The sequence below is a fragment of the Pseudomonas sp. LLC-1 genome, assembly GCF_002992185.1.
Lineage (GTDB): Bacteria > Pseudomonadota > Gammaproteobacteria > Pseudomonadales > Pseudomonadaceae > Aquipseudomonas > Aquipseudomonas monteilii.
Genome location: NZ_LUVY01000012.1, coordinates 382,379 through 406,313, shown reverse-complemented (window position 1 = coordinate 406,313; position 23,935 = coordinate 382,379). Strand labels below are relative to the sequence as shown.

The 23,935-nt window shown below is 54.3% G+C and carries 15 protein-coding genes, 1 tRNA gene and 3 pseudogenes; 4 read left to right on the top strand and 15 right to left on the bottom strand.

Translation table 11 applies throughout. The features are described from left to right. Nucleotides 1–91 precede the first annotated feature (91 nt). Entirely contained in the window at nt 92–541 is a 450-nt protein-coding gene (locus A0O30_RS12790) for a very short patch repair endonuclease (RefSeq protein ID WP_371921623.1), read from the bottom strand. Between the two features lie 34 nt (nt 542–575). Between A0O30_RS12790 and A0O30_RS12785 the strand changes: the two genes are divergently transcribed. After that, entirely contained in the window at nt 576–2,255 is a 1,680-nt protein-coding gene (locus tag A0O30_RS12785) for a DNA cytosine methyltransferase (RefSeq protein ID WP_256589662.1), read from the top strand. A gap of 326 nt (nt 2,256–2,581) precedes the next feature. On the opposite strand, the gene A0O30_RS12780 is transcribed toward A0O30_RS12785, so the two are convergent. The 7 genes and pseudogenes from A0O30_RS12780 to A0O30_RS12750 form a co-directional block, all read right to left on the bottom strand. After that, the gene (locus tag A0O30_RS12780; RefSeq protein WP_105946732.1) at nt 2,582–4,165 is read right to left on the bottom strand and encodes a DUF262 domain-containing protein; all 1,584 of its coding nucleotides are present in this window, start codon (nt 4,163–4,165) and stop codon (nt 2,582–2,584) included. Between the two features lie 727 nt (nt 4,166–4,892). Further along, nucleotides 4,893–6,581 (bottom strand): nuclease-related domain-containing DEAD/DEAH box helicase, encoded by a 1,689-nt coding sequence (locus A0O30_RS12775; RefSeq protein WP_105946731.1) that lies wholly within the window; start codon nt 6,579–6,581, stop codon nt 4,893–4,895. After that, nucleotides 6,581–8,338 carry a DUF1998 domain-containing protein gene (drmB, locus tag A0O30_RS12770; RefSeq protein ID WP_256589667.1) on the bottom strand — a complete coding sequence of 586 codons (1,758 nt, stop codon included), beginning with the start codon at nt 8,336–8,338 and terminating at the stop codon, nt 6,581–6,583. The genes A0O30_RS12775 and drmB overlap by 1 nt, the downstream gene beginning before the upstream one ends. A gap of 92 nt (nt 8,339–8,430) precedes the next feature. Continuing rightward, nucleotides 8,431–11,622, bottom strand: a complete 3,192-nt coding sequence (locus tag A0O30_RS12765) for a helicase-related protein (protein WP_105946730.1) — start codon at nt 11,620–11,622, stop codon at nt 8,431–8,433. A gap of 4 nt (nt 11,623–11,626) precedes the next feature. Next, a complete protein-coding gene (locus A0O30_RS12760; RefSeq protein ID WP_105946729.1) occupies nt 11,627–13,504 on the bottom strand; it encodes a UvrD-helicase domain-containing protein in 1,878 nt (625 codons plus the stop codon). Nucleotides 13,505–14,027: 523 nt separating this feature from the next. Next, nucleotides 14,028–14,287, bottom strand: a pseudogene (locus A0O30_RS12755) (transposase domain-containing protein); the annotation flags it as partial. A gap of 145 nt (nt 14,288–14,432) precedes the next feature. Next, nucleotides 14,433–14,727, bottom strand: a pseudogene (locus A0O30_RS12750) (transposase); the annotation flags it as partial. Nucleotides 14,728–15,294: 567 nt separating this feature from the next. Here A0O30_RS12750 and A0O30_RS12740 point away from each other — a divergent pair. The 3 genes and pseudogenes from A0O30_RS12740 (at nt 15,295) to A0O30_RS28015 (ending at nt 18,313) form a co-directional block, all read left to right on the top strand. After that, nucleotides 15,295–17,016, top strand: a complete 1,722-nt coding sequence (locus tag A0O30_RS12740) for an Eco57I restriction-modification methylase domain-containing protein (protein WP_177410274.1) — start codon at nt 15,295–15,297, stop codon at nt 17,014–17,016. 2 nt (nt 17,017–17,018) lie between these two features. Further along, nucleotides 17,019–17,759, top strand: a complete 741-nt coding sequence (locus tag A0O30_RS12735; protein WP_105946727.1) for a PaeR7I family type II restriction endonuclease — start codon at nt 17,019–17,021, stop codon at nt 17,757–17,759. A gap of 225 nt (nt 17,760–17,984) precedes the next feature. Beyond that, nucleotides 17,985–18,313: pseudogene (locus A0O30_RS28015) on the top strand (hypothetical protein). 643 nt (nt 18,314–18,956) lie between these two features. Here A0O30_RS28015 and A0O30_RS12725 read toward each other — a convergent pair. The 7 genes from A0O30_RS12725 to rpmI all read right to left on the bottom strand — a co-directional run bounded on the left by A0O30_RS12725 (nt 18,957) and on the right by rpmI (nt 23,912). Further along, nucleotides 18,957–19,033 (bottom strand) — tRNA-Pro (locus A0O30_RS12725). A 115-nt stretch (nt 19,034–19,148) separates the two neighbouring features. Then, nucleotides 19,149–19,505, bottom strand: a complete 357-nt coding sequence (locus A0O30_RS12720; protein WP_003250681.1) for a MerR family transcriptional regulator — start codon at nt 19,503–19,505, stop codon at nt 19,149–19,151. Then, a complete protein-coding gene (gene ihfA, locus A0O30_RS12715; RefSeq protein ID WP_003250679.1) occupies nt 19,486–19,788 on the bottom strand; it encodes an integration host factor subunit alpha in 303 nt (100 codons plus the stop codon). The genes A0O30_RS12720 and ihfA overlap by 20 nt, the downstream gene beginning before the upstream one ends. A 4-nt stretch (nt 19,789–19,792) precedes the next feature. Then, the gene (pheT, locus tag A0O30_RS12710; RefSeq protein ID WP_105946726.1) at nt 19,793–22,174 is read right to left on the bottom strand and encodes a phenylalanine--tRNA ligase subunit beta; all 2,382 of its coding nucleotides are present in this window, start codon (nt 22,172–22,174) and stop codon (nt 19,793–19,795) included. A 33-nt stretch (nt 22,175–22,207) separates the two neighbouring features. After that, nucleotides 22,208–23,224: a phenylalanine--tRNA ligase subunit alpha gene (gene pheS / locus A0O30_RS12705; protein WP_003250674.1), complete on the bottom strand. Its 1,017-nt coding sequence runs from the start codon at nt 23,222–23,224 to the stop codon at nt 22,208–22,210. Between the two features lie 109 nt (nt 23,225–23,333). Further along, nucleotides 23,334–23,690, bottom strand: a complete 357-nt coding sequence (rplT, locus tag A0O30_RS12700) for a 50S ribosomal protein L20 (RefSeq protein ID WP_003250671.1) — start codon at nt 23,688–23,690, stop codon at nt 23,334–23,336. A gap of 27 nt (nt 23,691–23,717) precedes the next feature. Then, nucleotides 23,718–23,912, bottom strand: a complete 195-nt coding sequence (gene rpmI / locus A0O30_RS12695; protein WP_003250667.1) for a 50S ribosomal protein L35 — start codon at nt 23,910–23,912, stop codon at nt 23,718–23,720. Nucleotides 23,913–23,935 lie beyond the last annotated feature (23 nt).

The following is a 23,935-nucleotide window of genomic DNA, read 5'->3' as shown; positions in this document are numbered from 1 at the left end:
GATGTACGCTCCGACACCAAAGCGCCGTTATCGGTGGTATCTGATCGGCTATCAAGTGGTGCCACTGAGCATCCATCGCATCAGCGCAGAGTTAGTCCGCACTCGACTTTATAGCCTGCTGGACCACGCCTTCAACTTGAAAGCTGGGCCAAGACAAGGTTTTTTGATTAGAATCACGGATCGCCTCCAAGAGCCAGCCCATTTCTGGCTCAGGGCCTCGGATACCGCATTCCCAAAGCTCAAACACCCTCCAGCCTAACGCCAACAACTCGATTTTAACCCTGGCATCACGGCTCACGTTCTGGTCGAATTTGTGCTGCCAGAAATCTGCTCGGGTCTTAGGGGCGGCGGCGGAGCGGCATCCTGGATGCCTATGCCAAAAACAACCGTGAACGAAAATACATAATCGATAGCGAGGCAACACCAGATCAGGCGTACCTGGTAGCATTTTCCCATGAAGCCGAAATCGGAAACCATGCCGGTGCAAGAAGCGCCTGACCTTGATCTCCGGGGAGGTATTGCCCCTCCGGATCCCCGCCATCATGCGAGACCTCACTTCCTTACTGACTATGTCCATGACTCAAGACCAAATGACCTTTCTCCCCGAGTCTACACCCGAAGAACCGACAGGTGAGCTCGATTACCCAATCCAAGTGGTTGATCTCTTTGCTGGACCAGGGGGCTTAGGAGAAGGCTTCACTTCTTTCGGCGATGGTCAACATTTCAAGATCGTTGTTTCAGCTGAAAAGGATTCTAAAGCATGGCAAACACTGAGGCTGAGAGCCTTTTTCCGCCTATTGAAACAGAAAAAACCGACGCATCTATTCGAATACTATGATTATTGCAACAATCCAGCTGCGAGCGGTGAATTTGTACCGTCCGATGAAACAGAAGAACTATGGAATGAAGCCGCAGAAGAGGCCAAGTGCATTACACTAGGAAATGAAACAGGCAATCAAATCTTAGATAGCGCATTAAATCACAAGGAGCAAGGCCTTAATGAAAAGCGCCCTTGGGTACTAATTGGCGGACCTCCCTGCCAAGCTTACTCAGTTGTTGGACGGGCTAGAAATCAAGCTAAAGCCGACTACAAGGCTGAAGAAGATCACCGCCATTTCTTGTACAAAGAATATCTCCGAATAATTAGAGAAAAACAACCAACAGTTTTTGTAATGGAAAATGTCAAAGGCATCCTATCATCCAAAGTTAACGGCGAACGGATATTTTCCAGCATCTTACGCGACCTATCCGACCCACACCAAGCTCTGCACGAAGGTGGTGCAGGGAAGCGCTACCATATCTACTCTCTAGTAACTGGCGCGCACTTTGCCCCCGGCGACAATGTGGGAAAAATAGATCCACGGGCTTTCATAATTCGAGCCGAAAATTATGGAATTCCTCAAGCCAGGCATCGTGTTATTCTTTTAGGAATCTCAGAAGACAGTCTCCCGCATAGCCCAAGCCAAGTAAAGATGAGCACGAACAGGCCCGGCGCAACCGTTGGACAGGTATTGAAAAATCTTCCAAAATTGCGTAGCAGTCTTACCAAAATGGTAGACAGCCAAGAGGGCTGGGCTTCTGTTGTGCAAGAGCAAATTAATTATCTACGCGAACAAATTGATGTATCTGATGAAATGTGGCGAGTTCTTGGAGACGTAACACGGGACTTTACTCCTCCTGAAACTGCAGGTGGCAGGCGTGTAAAGAGAGATATTAACAGAATTGATGGCAAGACAGGCAACGTTCAACTAGACGAGTGGTACCGTGATGAAAACCTTCATTACTGGCTTAACCATCAAGTCCGTGGGCATATGCTAACAGATCTACGCCGATATGTTTTCGCAGCCTCCTATGCGAAGCTTCATGGTTTCTCCCCGAAAGGACACAAAGGTTTTAATCTCAAAGGCCTTGCCCCCGATCACGCCAACTGGAAAAGCGGTGTTTTTAGCGATCGCTTCCGAGTGCAATCCGAGAACTCACCGGCAACAACAATCACTAGTCACATTTCAAAAGACGGGCACTATTTCATCCATTACGATCCAACGCAGTGCCGCAGCCTCTCAGTACGCGAAGCCGCACGACTTCAAACGTTCCCTGACAATTACTTCTTCCAAGGAAACAGGACTGAGCAATTTCATCAAGTTGGCAACGCAGTCCCCCCATTACTCGCTTTCCAAATAGCAAAAGTCGTATTTCGCATTCTCTTCGATAGAATAAAAAATCATGACAAAAATAACAATGCCAGAAAAAACTAAGGACATCACCTATCAATTAATCAGGCAAAGAAGCTAACACACCAAGGGCTCATATGCATGAGCCTTATTTATTTTGAACACCACGACCAGAGGAGCAACGACAGGAAACGAAAAGCTAAAAGACATCTAGATCCGAAATATCATTTTTTAAGGTTCCTCCCAGCATCGATATACTCACCTTCACTTGCGTAAATCCGAAAAAAATCACGAGCTACCACCCCGCCAAAAAGAACAGTTAACATCATAGCAACAACCAGCCCGTTCCATTTCACTCACTTTCTTGGAGGCGCCATATGGTCGCCCCCTTATAATGCAACTAATTTTCGTCAGCACTTAACCGCAGTATTGCAATAAGGATGAACTAGCTGCCCATTACTCACACCTCCCTTCCCGCCTTCTCTGATCGGGACTACATGGTCATAGGAAACCGACTTCCTAATATTCAAAAAACCCTGACAAACTGCACACTTCGGAATACTAGGAAGGGCATCTCTAACAAATATTGATGACTTAGCCTCATCACTAAAGCGAGATGCCTCTTCGGATTCCCCCATATCCAAAATCCGCCCCGACAATCCAATGCTTTCACCTACCCGCGAAAATTCCAAGTCCTGCCAAATATCGGCCTCATCTCGCCCCGTCCCCCCTATATCGATAAGGTGAGAAAATAGCTCTGCCATTTTTGGAACTCGTTGCTTCCTGCTCAAGTTCTGAAGCACAAGCGTTATAATATTCTTGTGTCCAACCAGGAAACCTTCGACATATCTTCGAGCCTTCACAAACTTTTTAAAAAAACCCTTATCATTATTAGAAACTCGCAAAGTTATCAAACGGACCATTCCTAAAAACAGGAATCGACTATATTTACCTCTTTCGTTATAGAAATAGATCATCGGATGCAAACCCAAACTACCTGGAGAGTTCCCTGTTATACGTTGCAATATTTCGAGAGAGCGCTTCATCACTGAGATAGTCATCTCACCGCTTTCATCATCTTCGTATTGATCTATCATTGAGGACTCAGGGCCACTTGAGGAAGCTAGTGTAAGGAAGTCAATCAAAAGAGCCAAAGCATCCACAGGAGACGCCGATCCGCCAAGAGGTATTTCAAGGGTTCTAAGAGGAGACTCTGACTCCGGATCAAATAGCAGATCATGAAACTCCAATGCAAGGTCTTTAATTTTCCCTTTGTTCTCACCAGCAAAAGATGACCAATACTCGTGCCCAGTTCCAGATCTAAGAATTGCTCTAGCAGCTATTGCATAAGGCTTTCTTCTGTTTTTTATAAGCATCTCCTCTACATCATCAAGTGGAGTACCTTGGGAATTAATTTTAAAGAAAGAAGTCTCAGCTACATTTGCATTACCCTGAATCCATTGCAACGTAAGCGAGCGAGTAAATAATCGATTACCCCTTCGCACCGACAATTGATCGCCATCAATTTTCTTCCCCACTAAATCTTTCAAGCTCGCATATCTACCTACTTTAGCCTCCACTAGTTTCCTAGTACGTTCAGCCACTTTCCGCTGCTCACGAGAAATTTCCCCGTTATAGAATTCACGCGAAATAACCCCATCACCATAATCGTTATGGATCCACGCCCGCAGCGCACTCAAACGATGACCTCCATCAATAACAAATATATAGGTTGGAGACTTCCACAAAATCAACGAGGGTATTACCTCATTATCAAGAAAGCTTGCAATAAAAACCGCGACCTGTTCTGGAGCCCAGTGATTTGTCTCACGCTGAAAGTCCGGCTTTCGAAGCAGACGCAAGACTGGAGATTCACTTGTCAGGCTCGTAATTGGGAAGTCCGCCAGCAGTCCCAATTCAAAAGCCTCCTCGTCTGACACCTCAAAATCCTCTCGTGGAATCATTGCATCTAAATTTACTCGCTGCGCCATCATTCTTATTCCTTTAAAATTGATCAATACTTAAAAAAGTTACAATACAACGCACAAAACTCTTTTCGATGGCAAGACGCCCTCTCTTCCGCAACCGGTTCTCCTGCCTCCACTTCAATCTGCGTACCACAGTTTGCCGTTGTCGAAAGCGCGCCACGATCCGGCGGTTCTCTTTTAACCAGCTCGTCGGGCAAGCGCTCAAGCATCTGATCGAATGCACCTTGGTTTCGCCACCCATAATTAATTGATTTACCGTTGACCAAAGGCCGAAACATTACGGTATCCTCGCCACGCATCAGAGAAGAGTGCCCAGAGCACACCATCAAGCGGTCGCTCAGACGGGGCCGTCCCGGCCATGGGATTTAGCGAAGAGATCAACGCCTCAGTCGAGGACTCCTATGAGGTTTCGTAACGCTTTGCTATCACAGAATTTCATGTCGTAAATGGTTGAGACCTATAGAATTTCAGCGACCGAAGGGCACCGATTGGGTATATAACGAATTCTTAAATTAGCTAGGCCATCAAGTAAAATAGGACAAGCTACTAGACAAGAGAAGCATAAGCCTACTGAGTATCGTATGCAGTTCGCTGAAGCTCAGAAAAATTAGCCACAGCGAACTCACCAGTACACCTATAGCATCTGAGGCTGCACGCCCTTCCGAATAGCTCTCGTTAATGGAAGAAGTTTGGCTATTCCGTAGTATCAATACGACAGTGAATGGGGAACGCGTCAAGTGTCGCGATTGTCCTTGCCTGAAAGCCATCGCTCATCGTCTTCGGAACACACGATACACAAGTAGGCCCGAGGTCTTGAAAGCGCGACATAGGCAAGCTCACGCCGCTCCATTTCCTCGCCGCTTACTATAAAAATTATTGCGGACCGCTCCAGCCCCTTGAACCGCCGTACGGTATCTACGACAACATCTTCAAGCACCATGGATTCGGCGTCTGTAAAGGGAATGCTTGTCCCAATACTTTTCTCAAGAAAGCTTGTGCGGACAAGGCTCCCATTGACAAGGATTGCAATGTCACTTGGAGCTACTTCCTCGTTGTGTACAAGTCGTCTAAGCTCTCTGTAGGCAGCCGCGATTTTCGAATCAGGGCTATCAGCGTTGAGCCAAGAGACCTCAAGACCATCGGGGCCATCGGCAATTATCTCAGGACCCAAATAATGTGTCGATGCGGCCTGATGGATGTTCTTCGTGTTGCGGAGATTTCGAGAAAGCCTAACCGGAACCAAGCTCAGATCATGAACACCATTTCCGGCGCTTTCGTAAACTTTCTGATTACTATCCAAAAAAACGCGAAGACTCCCACTGCTAGTGAGACAGGCGTCGATCGCGATCCACCATTCAGCACGGAAATCTTGGCCTTCATCGATAATAATGGTATCCCACTTTAGCGCAGGTTGGATCTCCATCGCACGATAGAGCGCGTTTGGAAGAGCGCTCTCATAGAGATCTTGCTCACAGGTATCGAACGGTGTCGGGACTCCCGCCTGACGCGAGATGCGCCCGCACAGCGCATGAAATCCTGCAACTGTTAGATTTTCAACGTCTTTCAGTTTTCGCTCAAGGTTTGTTGCCAACGGGCGACTATGGCAAGTCAGTAGAGTCCTGCGACCTGCTGCAGCGGACCTGAGCGCTTCCTCGATCGCCACCACAGTCTTGCCAGTCCCTGCCCCACCTCGGATTAGAGCTCTCGGTATATCACGGATGATATCCAATACATGGTACTGCGACGGTTCAAGCACGCGAAACTCCGTATCGGCTTCCGCTAGAGCAGCGCCAATCCGGAAACTAAGGGTGAAGGGGTACGCCAGAAGCCTTTCCAGCGCTGTGATGCCGTCACGACCAAGCGGTTGGCAGTTGTTAGGCCTATGTCCCGCCTTCAAACGGTCCGCGATCCATTCGCCCAGCCTCTGCTCAAACTGAAGTGAGCAGCAGAACAACCTGGCCGGGCGATCAGCGCCTAGGTCACCCCGGGGAGATCCGGCACTCGGAAAGATCACACCATGGGCGGCATGTATGAAACGCTTTGGCCATCTGGATGACCTATTAAGGCGACTGAGGATCTCATGCTTAGCGCCTCGGGCCTGCGCTACTGGATCCTTGATCTTGTGGACAAAATTTCCGTGATCAGTACTGCGCCACTGAGAGTCCTTTGGATCGAAGGAAATCTCCTTCCCCCCTTTGACCTCAATCGCAAGGATACCGTGATCAGGATGTGCAACGAGAAAGTCGCATTCGCCATCCTTCTCGCCTCCCAGCCTGTCGGTACCCAGCCATGGACTTGAGTAGAAGACATGAAAGGTATCGTTGAGAACCTCTGCCAGGCGGTTGTAGACACGAACCTCAGCGCGGCGCCTTGGGTCATCCAATACCGATCGTGGGAGTTTCCTTGGCCAGAGCACTGCCATCAGTCTCTCCTAAGCATGTCTTCGAAATATCCGAGTCCTGAGCCTGTACCGTCACCGGTCAAAAGGGCACGGTCTAAAAAGCTGTTGAAAGCTTCGCATGAAGTCTCTGGAGCGAGGCAGCAAGCATGGCAAACTGAGTGCGAGTAACTGTTGATCGCTGCCATCATATCTGTGATGCAAAGAGGGTCGGATGAACACCACTCGATCGCCTCAATCGCGCGTTGAAGAATGCCCTCTATACGCCCTGTCTTTCCCTGCCGCTGAAGCCCGCCAAGCGTTCCGTCCGAATCCGGTGTCGCCGTATAAATTAGAAGCCCAGCCATTTGCTCATCGCCACTCCCAGCATAGATCCTCTCTTGAAGAGATGCTGACGAGTACCCGCACTCCAGGGTAAGTTGGCGCATGAGTGCATGCGCAAGCGTGTGGCAGAGCATGTATCTAGGCGTGATCTCTTGCAGAGGTTTGGTGTTGTCGCCGTACCGCTCCTTCCAGTCCGCCTGATGCCGAATATCGCACTCGGAGGCACGGGCAATGACATCAGTACGGTTTTCCCAAATTGATAGCCGCTCTAGGTTCAAAGCAAGAAAGATGCCCTCGCCACGAACATCGATAGCAGGTAGCCATTCAAGTGGTTCCTTTGAGAGCCGCGCTACCTCGGGCGAATCGGGATCGCCAGGCGGATTGATCCGAGTGAATCCTTTAATAGCGCGAACTTCCCGAAGACGGACCGCTCGTACAACTCGAAAGATCCATGGAGCGATTTCCCGAGATACGACTTCTCTTCGGGTTTCGAAGTCGATGTCTGGAATCCGACTACGACCTGGCTCGGTGACGAACTGTCGATACTCTGCCGGGCGCAAATCGTCGGTTCTGAGCTGCCCATACGATGCAAGGCGGTTTCTGATCGCCTCTGCCAAGTCCACTGGCGACATTTCCAGGTCCTTCAAAATGTTTTCCAGATCACCTTTCGCAAGAAAGGTGATGTAGTCCTCCAACCTTGATAAATCATCGAGACTCGTGAGAGAGCTCCACCAATCGCCCAAGGCTTCCTGTAGACGATCAGACCACGGTGGGATGCTGAGTGCTGATTCCGTCACCGCAAAGTACAAGTTGGATGCGCCGCGCTGGACCGCGTTCTGTTCCTTACCACAGAATTCATCGCCGTCGGCTAGCCATGGTCGATACCCCCGGCATTTCGGTCCATGCTCCCAAGTCTTCTTTGAGAAAACTCCGTCCATTGACCGGCGTGCACCACATTTCGGGCAACTGAGGATAAGCCCAGCGAGACCGGGACTCTCGGATTGCAGCTTCAGCCCAGGGTGACGGTCTACGTTCTCACGCTGCGCTACCCGACACTCAGGTTTGTGCCCCACCCACCAGTCCCAGGGAAACTCGTCTATATGGCCATGCTTACAGGCCATGACGAAGCGGACGGGAATGACGAAAACTTTGCTGCTGCCAGGGGCTTTTTCCGTGCACGTCGGACAGTAACGATAAGCATGACCCGGATCGTCCTTCCAACGCCGTTCCGGCTTGATAACGTCGCAGCCAGGGCATTGCAGCCATTTAGGGAAGCGCACAGCAACGAGACGTCGATTATCCGGATCATCGTCCTTCCTACGCTCCAGTGCCACAGGTGGCGTTCTGAAGCCCTTAACACCGAGCTTCTTCTGCAAGCGTGTCTCACGTATCACCTGTGGGTGGGCCAAACCAGCAGGAGGAAAGGATCGATCCCATTCCTCAAGTCCCGCTGCAATTCCAGAGACGGCTCCCCCCCCCCGCCCGGAAATCTACTACCGAGCCAGGACCAAATGTCGAAACAACTGCACTGCGCCGCAGATCCTGAAGGTCATTCTTCATTTGTATTATCCTTAGCCCTGAGGGCAGGGGCCATCCTGAAAGGGGTTCCAGCCTCAACAGTCCGCATGGAATTAAGGGTCGGCCAAGATGCGCCGGTATCGCGGCCGGCTGCTCGGCGAGCGGCTGCACGCTCGGCGCTCTGAAGAAGGGATTTCCCTCCCTTGTAGTCGCTCCAGTAGAAAGTAGGGGATCTTGCCCTCCATGTATCGAGACGACGTTCAAGCTCTTCCCGAACAGCTATTTCTTCTGGATCGATCCGATCCGCACGCTCGACGATTCGGTCGATGAGATCCATCGCCAGATCCTCTGCGTCGTCATCCATTTGTGGAGAGTCGAGCATGCCTGGTACAAGGTGACGTACTGCAGCCACTAGCGCCGCATGCAGCGCCCTGTCTCGAGCGCGTGATGCAAAGGGAGTAACGCTAGTTGCCTCAACGTCTCTGTAAAGGGTGCGGTGCCAGCCGCAGAACGTTTCGAAATGCGAACGATCACGAGCCTTAGCGTTGTTGAGGACTGGGACAACAAGACCGCTAACATCTCCCCGCCCGACGCGGCTAGTCGATTGGATGTACTCTGCGATAGTCTTGGGTTGTCCATTGACCAACATGAGACCCAGTCGTGAAATGTCCACACCTACGCTGACCATATTGGTAGCAAGAACAGCGTCGACAGATCCGGGAAGCCCGACTTTGATGTCGAGTAGGTCGAGCATCCCGCGAATTTCTTCCTGTGTTCTCCGGGATGTGAGCTCCTCAACGTTGCTGAGAGGCCTTCTTTCTTCAGAGCGAGCATCAGCATAGAGCGCAATGCTGTCGGTGACGTCGTCCTGCATGAGGACGAGTGCTCCGCCAAGCTCGCGAAGTGAGTTGAAGTATCCAACGAGCGTCCAGTAGGCGTCTCGACGAACATCGTCGCTGAATGCCCCAAAAGCCGTTTGCAGTAGGGAACCTGCGACGGCCTGCAGGGTAAACTTTGCCGATCGACCCGCCGTCGTGACACCGAGATATCGCCTTCCAACTGCCTTCGGTCGACGATCACGAACCGCAAAACCAGAGTCGTCGTGATCGATCGCTGGCGGAGGGAACTGGAATGCTTCGCGGTCAAAAAGAGCTAACACCTGCTCCGACGCTCTGCGGATCGTCGCCGTCGAGCCGATAATCTTTGCCCGATGCCCGCGCGCAGCGAACATCAGGTCAAATGCCGCTTCATAGGTGCCAGCGATTGTCCCCAAGGGGCCCGAGATGAGGTGTAGCTCATCTTGGATGATGAGATCAGGCGGAGCGCCATCCCTAACACCGAATAGGCTATTGGTTCTTTTCTCGCGGATGACCTGGGCAAACTTGTCAGCCGTACCTATAAGCAGGGTCGGCCGGTTGTCGTAGACATCCTCGTCGACTGTGAAGACGGGCAAAAGCCCGAACATTTTGCATGACCTGTTCGTGCATTCAACATCAACAGGTGAGATCGCGCTTGCCATTGACCATTTCAGTTTCTCGCCACAGGCCGGGCATCGGGAGAGCTGTTTCGGAGATGAAACCTCCAAAGCCCCTTGAAGTGAGGCGAAGGCAACCGCACGCTTGTTCGGTGTAGCGTCTCCACCCACCCAAAGTCCGATCGAAAACGGCTCATCCCCTTGCAAGGGTAGGCCAGCGGGAGAAGATACTTTCCCGGATCGTATCGCCTCTAAGGCCACGATCATTGCGGCAGACCGTGCAAACTGCTGGGTGGTCAGCAAGCGAAGCGTGTATCGCATCAAGGCGCACACACCCCCGTGCTCATTCGTATCATCGGAGAGGCGGCGATAGACGGCGGTGCATGCGATCAGCGCAAGGTATGCTTCGGTCTTGCCTCCACCAGTGGGGAACCATAGGAGGTCCATGACCCCTCTATGCTCGTGGTCACGCGTTACTGATGACGGAGCACTCAGAAGTAGGAATCCCAGCTGGAAAGGTCTCCACCGCAGATGACCATGGCGGCTCTTGGAACTATCCCATGAGTGCTGCAGGTGCATTGCGAAGTTCGCCAGCTGAAAGGCACGCCGGAGCCGCGGATTCGTGAGAAGCTCATGGACTGATGTCCGCATACGCCCGAGCGCCTCTTCGCAGCGGACCAGATGTATCTCAGCGATGTACTTAAGCTCACGACTCACCTCTGTCATGTCATCAAGCCGCTTCAGCTGTAACTGTACCCATCGATCATAGGCGTCGCAGAAAAGTTGCAAGGCCTTTTGGAGAGACACTGTATCAGCCAAGGCCAATGCCTCGGCTGAGAGAGGATCGAGCGCGCCGCTCTCATTGCCCAGCTCAGAGAAAAAAACATGGCCATTCGGGTCAACACCCTCAACAATTGCTGATGGCAGCCAAGTCGTACCAACCCAACGCGCAGTGGAAAGAGGCCCTACCATCTGTTCGGAGCATTCCCATTCAGCGGAGCAGACATGCCCAACAGCAAACTCTGCCACATTTCTATACAGCAGGGCCCCACTCTCCTCATCGCTGATCGAGGCGCTCCCGTTGGCTTCATCCTGGTGTCTCAACAACCCACGACGGGAAGGTTTCGGAACCAACAATGTGCCTTTACATGGCTGAACGCGAAGCGATGTCTGGAAAAGCGACGCGGCCTCAATCTCATTTCGATTCTGCTGCGGAACTATCGAATTCACGAGCGAAAGAGTAACAAGAACGGCCCCGCCAGCATTAATGCATCGGACACTGAGTGAAACGTTGGGGACACCTTTACCGTATATCGCAAGCGAAATCTGGTGGGGCGGTCCGGCTGTCAGGTCAAGGACCGGAATTTCTATTCTGTACGGCTGGCGAATCCAGATGTCACCACGGGCGCGTTGCTCCATCCGGTACGTAGCAAAGCTGCATATAACCTGTACTTGCGGTACGCCGGAGGATGTAACGCTGAACGAGATGCCTGCTACAGATGGTTTCTGAATCGATCCTGTTCTGACTGCATCGCCCTCACTGTCGCTGCCCTCTACCGAACTCGCCCCCGCGGTTCCGAGGCGATCATCGTCCTCCCCCGCCATTTCCGTACGCTGAGGCCAAAGGATGCCGGTGAGATAGACATCGGATGGGCGCGCGGTCAGCTCCTCATTCTCTACACGTGGTCCAATCAGGTCCTCAAAGAGCCGACAGGCGACGATATCCCTATCGAGTGATTTATCCTGCATGAGACTAACTCCGGCCGAAAAAGGAGAAGGGAGGGAACGCCGCAATTCTGGGTGTCAGGACGAAACCGGAAGAAGCCCAAGGCTCATGAAGCGTCTCAAGCTCATTGTCATCCGGGCTTAGTACGATCGTTGCACACCCCTGACCTCTCACATAATTTACGTAGGTTGGTGGCCTGTGGCTGCGTTTCTGGTTCCTGTTCTCGAGTATCTCCCAAAGGTCGTACGTGAGTTTGCGCGATAGCACACCGACGCAGAGCCCCTCGTGACCGGCATATATCCTGTAGCGCCAATCTAGGTCAGGATCGGCCTCCAGCTTGTAGGTGGTGACTATATCAACGACCTTGGTGAGAAAAGCCTGCCCTGCCAAAGCATCGGCTTCACGTAACTCGCTGTGACCGACGAGACCACGTGCCGTGAGATCACCGCTACGACCAATCTCGACCATCGTTGATTGGCCTTTTCTGGTTGAGCGATGAGTCCTGCCTGATGCCAGGGTTGATGCTCTAAAGGGACTACGCTCTCCCACGACTAGAGACGTGCGCGCGCGCGTGGCGCCGACAAACAGTACGCGAGCCTCTTCAATCTCATCCTCGACGCTCTCTAATTCCGAAACGCTCGGCAGGATGAGAACAACATTGCTAGCTTCGCGTCCCTTGCTCGCGTGAATAGTCCCGACTATCGGTCCATACAGACCATATTCTGGGAGAGTTAGCTCGACCGGGGGGCGAGTCTGGCCTAACCGCCGCCTGAGCTTCTGCATATCGATGGAGCCATCTTGGAGCCCTGCAACACGCATGAGCTTCTGCCAAGCTTCAGCTGGCCCATAAGGAGGCGCAACCTTGTTTTCTATACGCGCCGCCCAGAGGTCGAGAAAGTATCGCTCAACGAGGAAGCGTTCGACAAAGTCCGAGAAACAAATCGCCAGCCATGCTGGCAGGGTTGCGCCAAACCCTGACACGCGCAACCGATAGGGAAGATCACAGAACTGAGACGCCATGAGCACTTCGGCACGCGTTCTGAAAAGCAGAAGGTCGTCGCTGGTAAAGTTAGCAACTTTCATATCACTCCACTTTAATCCGCTCTCATCGGCTAATTCTCGAATTCTTTGCGCTGTCTCGGCGTGCAATCCACTGCCGTGCTTTTGTTTGTCGAGAATGTCCTGCCGCAACTCCGAAAAAATCTTCTTAAGACCTGGAGAGGACGTGCGATAGATCTCCTTCAAGGCCAGCTGAGTGAACCCCAATTTTTCTCCAACCTGCAAACGACCAAGCAAGGGTAAATCAGATTTGCAGCCGGCCTCTTTTCCGCGACTTCCAATACTGTTGTCAGAGAAGCCATAGATTGCCTGGGCCTCATCGGCGAACACCGTGATACCACAGTCCGACGGCAGCCTCTCCACTAGAGCCTCGATGAGGTCAGCTCGTTGTCCGACAAGATCCTGCGCTTCATCAATAACGACGTGCTCGATCTGCAGCAGCTCATCTGCTACATCCTCATCGTTCTTCAACAGCTCAATGACTCGCGCAATATTCTCTTCGTATGAGCCGGTCAGACTGGCATTCGGATCATGCCCGGAGTGGATGGACCATGCATGTGAATCGATGGTCGCAATCCGGATAGCAAAAGATGTGTCACCGACGTACGAATGTAATCGTGCGCGAATTTCTGCTACTGCGGTCCTCGTGAAACTGATCATCCATGTTTTGCTGGGTTCGATGTCCTCTTCGTTGATCAGATACGCCAGGCGGGCGCACGCGACGGCCGTCTTTCCGGTTCCTGGGCCCGCCTCTACGATGAGCCGGGAATTTGGATCCCCCTCGATCACTCGGAGTTGATCTGCATCCCAGTCAGACTCCATCAGAGTACTTTCAGCAATGTCCATGGCCAAGAAATTCCTTGAATCAGCCAAATCCCTTTTTGCGAGGAGCAAGAACAACCTCACACGTTGCGACAGCAATCGATCTTCTCGGCCGTCGCGAGATCAGCTCACAACGCCCCTACGAGGCGATATCCTATAGTATATGAAGGCAAAAGGCCTGCATCAAAGTGACCTTTATGGATAGTGTTTGGGATAGCCCCGAAGAAGCCCGAGCCAACGCCGTGAACGCACCGGCATGACGCACGAGCCCTCGCATGATCATCGCTCCTCTGGCCCCTCTATTTCATCAACATGCCGAGCACATCCATTGGCGCGTCCGTGGCGGCGGATCCCGAGAAGCTGTCTATCGAGTCATCCGCATGAAGGCCCTTGAATACTCGCTTGGTTGACGATAGCCCAGTGCTGGATGAAGTCGACTGCTATTGTAAGGCGACACCGACTTGTCGAATGAAGGATCCCCTTGGAAGAAGGTTCGGATCAGGGTAGCGAAGAAGCGTAAGCGTCCGGCGAACTCACCTTGCGTAAGTCAGGCTGGCACCCACTGATGCGGCAGCAATTGCCTGACCTCACTGGCCCGCTGCGTCGGCTGCCGCGTCAGCACATCTTTGAAGCAAGCATACGGATCATGTCCATTCTACGTGCTGACTGGATCAAACTCATGATTGCAGCTGCCCGCTTGCCGCTGCGCAGTGACCCGGCAAACAACCAGTTCGAGCGATCGAGTGCCCATGGCCGTATCTGGTTCTCGACCTGGTTGTTGTCAATGGGCACAGCCCAATCGTCGAGGGATGGTCTGTAATAGCCGGATATTTTCCGGCTATCGGGCAGCCCAATACTTCAAAAAGCGACGCACGTAGAAACCTGATCAGCATTCTCTGTTTTTCGGCCCCATCGACCATTGCAAGGTACTTCGCAGCAGCCATTTCCTGCTTTAGGCGCGCACCTCTCCTGCACCCGCCAACAAATGTCGGCGTGCCATCCACAGGTTCGACAAAGCGAATAACGTCAGCATCTGCCCGGTGTTCTTGGCCAATCCTCGAAAGCGTACTTTCGCATAGCCGAACTGGCGCTTGATCACCCGAAAAGGATGCTCACATCAGCACAGACCACGTTTTCTTTGCCGTGCAGCAGTTTGTCGAGCTGAGTAAAGTGGCAACGTTGGCCGCCGTGATCACTACGCCGTGAACCAGACCCGACTCATCATCGACGCCGTTATCGAGCTTAAGGAGAAGCGCTTTGAGCGTTTTCTGCCACTAAATCCCATACGCTGAAACCTGCAGAAATCCGCCATTGTCCGCCACGGACGTTTTCAGCTTGCGGCGAACGAATCAGTCTGGCCTGCAAAAACGCCCCATCTCTGTCAGTCGACGAAAGACGCGGAACGTTCGTCCAAGGCTTGAGATGGCTCGTTGACAAGCATCGCTTGACGCTTGACCATGCCGATCCAGACGAAAGAGCGGGAGCGATGGCTACCTCCGTCGAAGATCTACATCCCGGATCTCTGGTCCGGCAATAGTGCCTCGAACGCAGCGGCCTGTCCGTGACAGCCTGAGCCGAGATTTTAGGGGTTAGCCGACAGGCACGCACGAACCTGTTACCAGGTAAGTCCTGGCTTGCACCCGAGATGGCCATACGCCTCGACCTGCTATTCGAGGGAGGTGCCGAAATCTGGCTCCAGCACCAGATAAGGTTCGACTTGGCCGAGGCAAGGAAGCCCAGCAACGCCATCAAGGTTCGGTCAATTAATATTCAACCGAAAGCTTATATTCAATTTGTTAACCACCCAGGGCCTCATGACACCATCTCTTAAGCTCCACCAGCTTTCACTTCCTGAGCTTTGCCCTATTACGGCGGCCATTCACGTGCTGGCGACCACGGGGGGCGTGGAAGCGCGCGGGGCTATTTTTACCCGTCGGGAGGTTGTCGATTTCATCTTGGACTTGAGCGGTTACACCACTGATGCTCCGCTGCACACCTTGCGCCTTCTGGAGCCATCCTTCGGTGGCGGCGACTTTCTCATTCCTGCCATCGAGCGCCTGCTGAAGTCCTGGCGGTCTGCTGACGGAAGTAAGGGTGCTTTCAGTGCATTAAGCAACTGTATCCGTGCCGTCGAGTTGCACTATGAAACCTTCATCCAGGCAAAGGCCTTGGTCATCGTAGCGCTGCAAGATGCTGGAATCTCAAGCAATGATGCGCAGGCCCTCGCCGATTGTTGGCTGATCCAAGGCGACTACCTGCTGGCTGATATTCCCGGTCAGTTCGACTTTGTCGTAGGCAATCCGCCCTATGTCCGGCAAGAGCTGATCCCGGATGTGCTGATGGCCGAATACAGGGCACGCTACAAGACAATCTACGACCGGGCAGACCTCTACATTCCCTTCATTGAGCGCTCGCTGAGCCACCTCACAAAGGGCGGCAACCTGGGCTTCATCTGCGCAGACCGCTGGATGAAAAACCGCTATGGCGGGCCGCTGCGCCATATGGTCGCCACAGGCTTCCACCTGAAGGTCTACATCGACATGACCTCCACGCAGGCATTTCATAGCGATGTCATTGCCTATCCAGCCATTACCGTTATCTCTCGGCAAAAGCCTGGCTCCACGCGCATCGTGCACAGCCCTGAGATGAATGATGCAAACCTGAAGCGGCTTGCCACTCTCATCGCTGGGAAAACCCTGCCTAAGGGCGAGGGCGGCATCCGTGAGATGGCTTGTGCCACTTCAGGTGACGAGCCCTGGATTCTAGAATCCTCGGACCAGATGGACCTTGTGCGCCGCCTTGAAGGGGCATTCCCGCTCCTGGAGGATGCCGGATGCAAAGTCGGGATCGGCGTGGCGACCGGCGCGGATAAAGTCTTCATCGCGCCCTTTGACGCACTGGATGTAGAACCGGATCGCAAGCTGCCGCTCGCCATGACACGCGATATCATCAGCGGGCGGATTGAGTGGCGCGGCTACGGCGTCATCAATCCCTTCAAGGAGGAAGGGGGTCTGGTCGATCTTGCGCAATACCCACGACTCCGGCGCTATCTTGAAGATCACAAAGAGACTATTGGCAATCGACACGTTGCCAAGAAACAACCGTCCTCCTGGTATCGCACCATCGATCGCATCACACCTTCGCTTGCGAAAAAGCCTAAGCTTCTGATCCCGGATATCAAGGGAGACGCTCACGTCGTATACGACGACGGGACCTTGTACCCCCACCATAATTTGTACTTCATCCTCTCTGAGGATTGGAATATGAGAGCCCTTCAAGCTGTACTGCTTTCCGGCATAGCGAAACTGTTTGTATCTGTCTACTCGACCAAAATGCGTGGTGGGTATCTGCGCTTCCAAGCGCAATATCTGCGTCGTATCAGGGTTCCGCTCTGGAAGAATATTCCTGAGAACTTAAGGAGTGAGCTTTCCGAGGCCGCTGAGAAACAAGATATTAATGCCTGCAACTGCGCTGTATTCAAGCTATATGGACTCACTCCCGATGAGTGCGCCACCCTCGGTGGAAATGGAGATTAATTGTGCCGCTGGATCTTGCTAACTACGAAGAAAAAACGCCTGAAGCCGTTAAAACATTCTGGCAAAGCCGGGAAGATGCCAAGAAGAAGCAACTGGAATCTGGCAAGGTGGACCAAGGAGAGCGCGCCGGTGTCACAGGCGGCAAGAACATGGACGGCTTCACTGACCTCATTGCTGAAATCGTCCGGAAGAACGGCCTCGCCCATGCCCAGATTCATCTGCAGAAAGCTGCACTGACGCTTCCGGGCTATTTCAGGCCGACCAAGCTGTGGGACATCCTCGTCATGCATAAGGGCCAGCTGATTGCTGCCATCGAGCTAAAGAGCCAGGTGGGGCCGTCCTTCGGTAACAACTTCAACAACCGTACCGAGGAAGCTATCGGCACGGCGCATTGCCTGTGGACAGCCTACCGCGAAGGTGCGTTTGGCAAACAGGCCCGGCCTTTCATCGGCTGGCTGATGGTCGTTGAAGATGCAGCAGGCTCGCGGACTCCCGTTCGTGACAAGTCTCCGCATTTCCCGACATTCAAAGAGTTCAACGGAGCCTCTTATTTGAGCCGGTACGACATTCTGTGCCAGCGGCTCATGCAGGAGCAGCTGTACTCCTCCGCCGCACTGATCGCCTCGCCGCGTGAGGCTGTGGGATCAGGGGAGAGTGCGTCTCTTTCGGATTTCACCAGCTTCAAGACCTTTGTTACCAGTCTGGCAGGCCATGTGGCCACCATGGCGGCGCAGCTGGATTGAGGTAACCACCAACAGTAACTGGTAAAACCAGAATATTCAGTAGTCGTCCCTGCAATCCGGAATCGGTGCATGCGCCACATGCTTATAGGTTCTATACGAAAAGAGATGTCGCAAACACCGCACGGAAAACTAGCCAGTGAGACCATAGCGGCATAGTTTTTCGCGAGCTTGTCGAAACGTGTCACGATGCGGCGGCTCACCGGTCGCAAGTGGTGGAACATCGGGATGTACTGCCCTCTCCGCAAACCACGAGGTACCGTGTGGCGATGGGTTAGGCAGAATGCGACCGGCCGACGCGCGAAGGCAGCAAAGCATCAGGGAGAAGACCTGCGTTTGAAGGTTCAACCAAGGACTAAACCGGCCCTGCAGGAGCTGACGGAGTGGGCCGAGATCGAGGAACAGGCGAGGCAATGACGCTGATGATTCATCATCTGCACAGGCTTGGACCTGATGGCACACTACCGCTGTTGACACCTCCGCGCCACGAAATCACGGTAACACCTGTTGTGGCGCTAGAGAATTCCGAGCGTGCGAAGACCTCGGATTATCTTTAACGAGTGAGCTGGCAGATAGGCAAGTCGATCGGTATCAGGTCTCCGAAACCCCATATACCTGTACCGACCAATCCTAGGGCCACCGATGCCCTCTTGAACCAACTGATCTGGATTGCATACTTTTGGGGCAAATCTCCAAAAGTCTGGCCTACGTAGCCGCTAGGAATAAAAACATCCCCCATTCTCTGCACGCTAATACTAGCTAAAAAGGCAAATCCGGTCGTTATCGCTCCTGATCGGGAAATCCAAGAGTTTGGTTTGCCGCACCAGTAGCAGATTGCAATAGCTGCGATTGGAGTAATGGTAGCCAGGAAGCACCATAGTACGAAGTTTAGCCTAGCGCTCCGCAAAGGCCGCTCATATACATCCAAGTTCAAATTTTCCAAGAAAAGTCACCGCATCCTTATCAAACCAATACCAATATCCCATCCCACCGCAAATTGCCATCATGTCGCATCCGGTCACGGAAGGCGGCGCATGCCCAAGAGCGAAGGTGAATGCAAGGTATCGACCGCCGACTCTCCCGGGCCAGTACTGACATCTTGAAGAGGAGAATCGGATGAGGAAAAGGCGAAGTCACTCGAAAAGTCACTAACCATAGAAACAAAAAAGCCACCCGAAGGTGGCTTAATCGTTCAAATAATGGTCGGGACGGAGTGATTCGAACACTCGACCCCTTGCACCCCATGCAAGTGCGCTACCGGGCTGCGCTACGCCCCGACTGGGCTTTGAAGCATGTTCTCAATCTTGCCGAGAACGTTGAAGAATTTACCCTAACCCCCTGATAAATGAAAGCTTTTTCTCAAAAAATTTTCACTCATCAGAAAAGCCCAGCTCACTTCTTCAAAACCACCAACACATCCTCCAATTCAACAATCATCTGCCGAATCAGCTGCTTGTACTGGCTGGATTCATCCTTAGCCTCATCACTGGAAAGCCGCAACCGCGCCCCGCCAATGGTGAACCCCTGATCATAAAGCAGCGCACGAATCTGGCGAATCATCAGCACGTCCTGCCGCTGGTAATACCGCCGGTTCCCCCGCCGCTTCACAGGGTTAAGCTGGTCGAACTCCTGCTCCCAATACCGCAGCACGTGTGGCTTTACGGCACACAGCTCGCTCACTTCACCAATGGTGAAGTAGCGTTTGCCCGGTATGGGGGGCAGTTCGTCGTTATGGCTTGGTTCCAGCATAGGCCTCAACCCGGGCCTTCAACTTCTGCCCTGGACGAAAGGTGACGACGCGCCGTGCAGTGATCGGGATCTCTTCCCCTGTCTTGGGGTTGCGGCCCGGCCGCTGGCGTTTGTCGCGGAGGTCGAAGTTGCCGAAACCGGACAGCTTCACCTGCTCGTTCTCTTCAAGTGCGTGCCGAATTTCTTCGAAAAACAGCTCGACCAGCTCCTTGGCCTCACGCTTGTTAAGCCCCAGCTCCTCGTACAGCCTTTCGGCCATCTCAGCTTTCGTCAGAGCACCCATGCCGTTATTTCCTTAACGTGGTGTTCAACCTTTGTTCGAGCGAGGTGAGGATGTTTTGCAGGGTAGTGTTCACCTCATCGTCGTTAAGAGTGCGCGATGGATGCTGCCAGGTCAAGCCGACGGCAAGGCTTTTTCTATCAGGATCAATGCCTTTACCTTGGTAGACATCAAACAGCCTGAGGTCTGTGAGCCATTCGCCTGCATTGTCACGAATTAATTCAAGCACCGCACTAGAAGCGACATCACGTCCTGCAATCAACGCCAGGTCACGACGGGTTTCCGGGAACTTGGACAGTTCGCTGAATTTCGGCAGGCGGCCTTCGACCACGTCGCCCAACACCAGCTCGAACAGGAACACCGGGCGGTCCAGGTCCAGGGCTTTGGCCAGCTCCGGGTGGATGGCGCCAAGGTAGCCGACCAGCTTGCCGTCGCGCTCGATGGCGGCGGTTTGGCCAGGGTGCAGGGCTGGGTGCTTGCCGGCGCTGAAGGTGAAGTCGCTCAGCGCGCCGGAGTAACCCAGCAGGGCTTCCACGTCGGCTTTAACGTCGAAGAAGTCGACACCGTCACGGCCGTTGGCCCAGCCTTCTGGCAGGCGGCTGCCGGTGATAACGCCGGCGATCATCGGCTGCTGTTGCAGGTCGCCCAGTTGGCCGACGAAGCGCAGGCCGCTTTCGAACAGGCGCACGCGGTCTTGCTGGCGGTTCAGGTTGTGCTGCAGCGCCTTGACCAGGCCCGGCCACAGGGACGCACGCATGGCGGCCATGTCGCTGGAGATGGGGTTGGCCAGCAGCAGCGGCTGTACGCCCGGGCTGAACAGTTCGAACAGTTTCGGGTCGATGAAGCTGTAGGTGATGGCTTCCTGGTAGCCGCGGGCAACCAGCAGGCGGCGCAGGGTTGGCAGGTCACCACGGGTTTCCGGCTTGCCTTGTGGGGCCAGGCGGGCTTGCGGGTAACGTACCGGCAGGTTGTTGTAACCGTACAGGCGGGCCAGCTCTTCGATCAGGTCCACTTCCAGGCTGATGTCGAAGCGGTGGCTTGGGACGTTGACGGTCCACTGCCCTTCCCCATCACGGGTCGTGGTCAGCTCCAGGGCGTTGAGCAGTTGCTCGACCTGGGCTGGGTCCATTTGCATGCCGAGCATCTGGGTGATGCGCTCGTCGCGCAGGGTGACCGGGGCCACTTGCGGCAGGTGCTGTTCGCTGACGGCTTCGACGATCGGGCCGGCTTCGCCGCCGACGATATCCAGCAGCAGCTGGGTGGCGCGCTCCATGGCTTCGCGGGCCAGTTGCGAGTCGACGCCGCGCTCGTAGCGGTGCGAGGCATCGGTGTGCAGGCCGTAGGAACGGGCTTTACCAGCGACGGAAATCGGCTCGAAGAAGGCGCTTTCCAGGAACAGGTCGCGGGTTTTTTCGGTGTTTACACCGCTGTGCTCGCCACCCATGACGCCGGCGATGGCCAGGGCGCGGGTGTGGTCGGCGATAACCAGGGTGTCGGCGCGCAGGGCAACTTCCTGGCCGTCGAGCAGGACGAGTTTTTCGCCCTCTTCAGCCATGCGGACGCGGATGCCGCCGTTGATTTCTGCCAGGTCAAAGGCGTGCATCGGCTGGCCGAGTTCGAGCATCACGTAGTTGGTGATGTCGACGGCGGCGTCGATGCTGCGCACGTCGCTGCGGCGCAGGCGCTCGACCATCCACAGCGGGGTCGGCTTGCTGAGGTCGACGTTACGGATAACGCGGCCCAGGTAGCGTGGGCACGCGGCCGGGGCGCTGACTTCAACCGGGCGCACTTCGTCGTGGGCAGCCGGTACGGCTGGCACCACCGGGCGGGTGACCGGGGTGTCGTACAGGGCGCTGACGTCGCGGGCCAGGCCGGCGATGGACAGGCAGTCACCGCGGTTTGGCGTAAGGCCGATTTCGATGCTGGCGTCGTCCAGGCTCAGGTAGGTGCGAATGTTTTCGCCAACCGGGGCGTCGACGGCCAGTTCCAGCAGGCCGTCGTTTTCTTCGCTGATCTGCAGCTCGGCAGCCGAGCACAGCATGCCGAAAGATTCGACGCCGCGCAGCTTGGCCTTCTTGATCTTGAAGTCGCCTGGCAGTTCGGCACCGATCATGGCAAACGGGATCTTGATGCCTGGGCGGGCGTTAGGGGCGCCGCACACGACCTGGAAGGTTTCCTGGCCGTTGCTTACCTGGCACACACGCAGCTTGTCGGCGTCCGGGTGTTGTTCGGTGGCGAGGATTTCGCCCACGACAATGCCGCTGAACTGGCCGGCAGCGGGGGTTACGCTGTCGACTTCGAGGCCGGCCATGGACAGGCGGGCGACCAGTTCGTCACGGGAGACTTGCGGGTTTACCCAACCGCGCAGCCACTGTTCACTGAATTTCATGCTGTTCTCCTGATAGTTGCGTCGGGCATTGACCTAGCGGAATTGCGCGAGGAAGCGCAGGTCGTTGTCGAAGAACAGACGCAAATCGTTGACGCCATAGCGCAGCATGGCCAGGCGCTCGGCGCCCATGCCGAAGGCGAAGCCCTGGAACTCTTCCGGGTCGATGCCAGACATGCGCAGCACGTTCGGGTGCACCATGCCGCAGCCCATCACTTCGAGCCAGCCGGTTTGCTTGCACACGCGGCAGCCATTGCCGGAACACATCACGCACTGGATGTCGACTTCAGCGGACGGCTCGGTGAACGGGAAGAACGATGGGCGGAAACGTACCGCCAGTTCTTTTTCGAAGAACACGCGCAGGAATTCTTCGATGGTGCCCTTGAGGTCGGCGAAGTTGATATCGCGATCGATCAGCAGGCCTTCGACCTGATGGAACATCGGCGAGTGGGTGATATCCGAGTCGCAGCGGTATACGCGGCCCGGGCACACAATGCGGATCGGCGGCTGGGTGGACTCCATGGTCCGCACCTGCACCGGCGAGGTGTGGGTGCGCAGCAGCATGTTGGCATTGAAGTAGAAGGTGTCGTGCATCGCCCGGGCCGGGTGGTGGCCGGGGATGTTGAGCGCTTCGAAGTTGTGGTAGTCGTCTTCCACCTCTGGGCCTTCGGCAATGCCGTAGCCGATGTGGGTGAAGAACTGCTCGATGCGCTCGAGTGTACGGGTGATCGGGTGCAGGCCACCGGTGGCCTGGCCACGGCCTGGCAGGGTGACGTCAATGCACTCGGCAGCCAGGCGAGCGCTGAGCTCTGCCTCTTCAAAGGCGGCCTTGCGGGCATTGAGCACAACGGTGACGCGCTCTTTGGCGTCGTTGATCAGCGCGCCGACTTTCGGGCGCTCTTCGGCTGGCAGGTTGCCCAGGGTCTTCATCACCTGGGTCAGCTCGCCCTTCTTGCCGAGATAATTTACCCGGATCTGTTCCAGGGCATTGATGTCTTCAGCGCGCTCCACGGCCTCCAGGGCTTGAGAGACCAGCGCATCCAGGTTTTCCATGTACAGACTCCAGATACGAAAATAGGGGAAGAGCTTTGAAGGCTCTTCCCCTATCGATGACGTTCAATGCCCGACGGCGCTAGCGCCGCCGGGTGATTGCCTCGGGTACTTAAGCCAGAACGGCTTTAGCTTTCTCGACAATCGCAGCAAACGCCGCTTTTTCGTTCACTGCCAGATCGGCCAGAACCTTACGGTCGATTTCGATCGAAGCCTTTTTCAGGCCAGCAATCAGACGGCTGTAGGACAGACCGTTGGTGCGGGCACCGGCGTTGATACGAGCGATCCACAGTGCGCGGAACTGACGCTTCTTCTGACGACGGTCACGGTAGGCATATTGACCAGCCTTGATGACAGCCTGCTTGGCAACGCGGAATACGCGCGAGCGTGCACCGTAGTAGCCTTTAGCCAGTTTCAGAATTTTCTTGTGACGCTTACGAGCGATGACGCCACGCTTAACACGAGCCATGAGTAACTTCCTCTATCTAAACCAGAATTAACGTACGCGCAGCATGCGCTCGACTTTTGCCACGTCAGACGGGTGCAGCAGGCTGGCACCGCGCAGTTGACGCTTACGCTTGGTCGACATTTTGGTCAGGATGTGGCTCTTGAAAGCGTGCTTGTGCTTGAAGCCGGAAGCGGTCTTCAGGAAGCGCTTCGCAGCACCGCTCTTGGTTTTCATTTTTGGCATGTTGGAACTCCGCATTCGATAAA

Coding starts and splice junctions, on each gene's coding strand:
- A0O30_RS12785 (WP_256589662.1), top strand. CDS start 576: ATGACTCAAGACCAAATGACCTTTCTCCCCGAGTCTACACCCGAAGAA.
- A0O30_RS12765 (WP_105946730.1), bottom strand. CDS start 11,622: ATGCAGGATAAATCACTCGATAGGGATATCGTCGCCTGTCGGCTCTTT.
- A0O30_RS12740 (WP_177410274.1), top strand. CDS start 15,295: ATGACACCATCTCTTAAGCTCCACCAGCTTTCACTTCCTGAGCTTTGC.
- A0O30_RS12760 (WP_105946729.1), bottom strand. CDS start 13,504: ATGGACATTGCTGAAAGTACTCTGATGGAGTCTGACTGGGATGCAGAT.
- ihfA (WP_003250679.1), bottom strand. CDS start 19,788: ATGGGTGCTCTGACGAAAGCTGAGATGGCCGAAAGGCTGTACGAGGAG.
- rpmI (WP_003250667.1), bottom strand. CDS start 23,912: ATGCCAAAAATGAAAACCAAGAGCGGTGCTGCGAAGCGCTTCCTGAAG.
- rplT (WP_003250671.1), bottom strand. CDS start 23,690: ATGGCTCGTGTTAAGCGTGGCGTCATCGCTCGTAAGCGTCACAAGAAA.
- A0O30_RS12720 (WP_003250681.1), bottom strand. CDS start 19,505: ATGCTGGAACCAAGCCATAACGACGAACTGCCCCCCATACCGGGCAAA.
- A0O30_RS12775 (WP_105946731.1), bottom strand. CDS start 6,581: ATGGCAGTGCTCTGGCCAAGGAAACTCCCACGATCGGTATTGGATGAC.
- pheS (WP_003250674.1), bottom strand. CDS start 23,224: ATGGAAAACCTGGATGCGCTGGTCTCTCAAGCCCTGGAGGCCGTGGAG.
- pheT (WP_105946726.1), bottom strand. CDS start 22,174: ATGAAATTCAGTGAACAGTGGCTGCGCGGTTGGGTAAACCCGCAAGTC.
- A0O30_RS12790 (WP_371921623.1), bottom strand. CDS start 541: ATGGCGGGGATCCGGAGGGGCAATACCTCCCCGGAGATCAAGGTCAGG.
- A0O30_RS12780 (WP_105946732.1), bottom strand. CDS start 4,165: ATGATGGCGCAGCGAGTAAATTTAGATGCAATGATTCCACGAGAGGAT.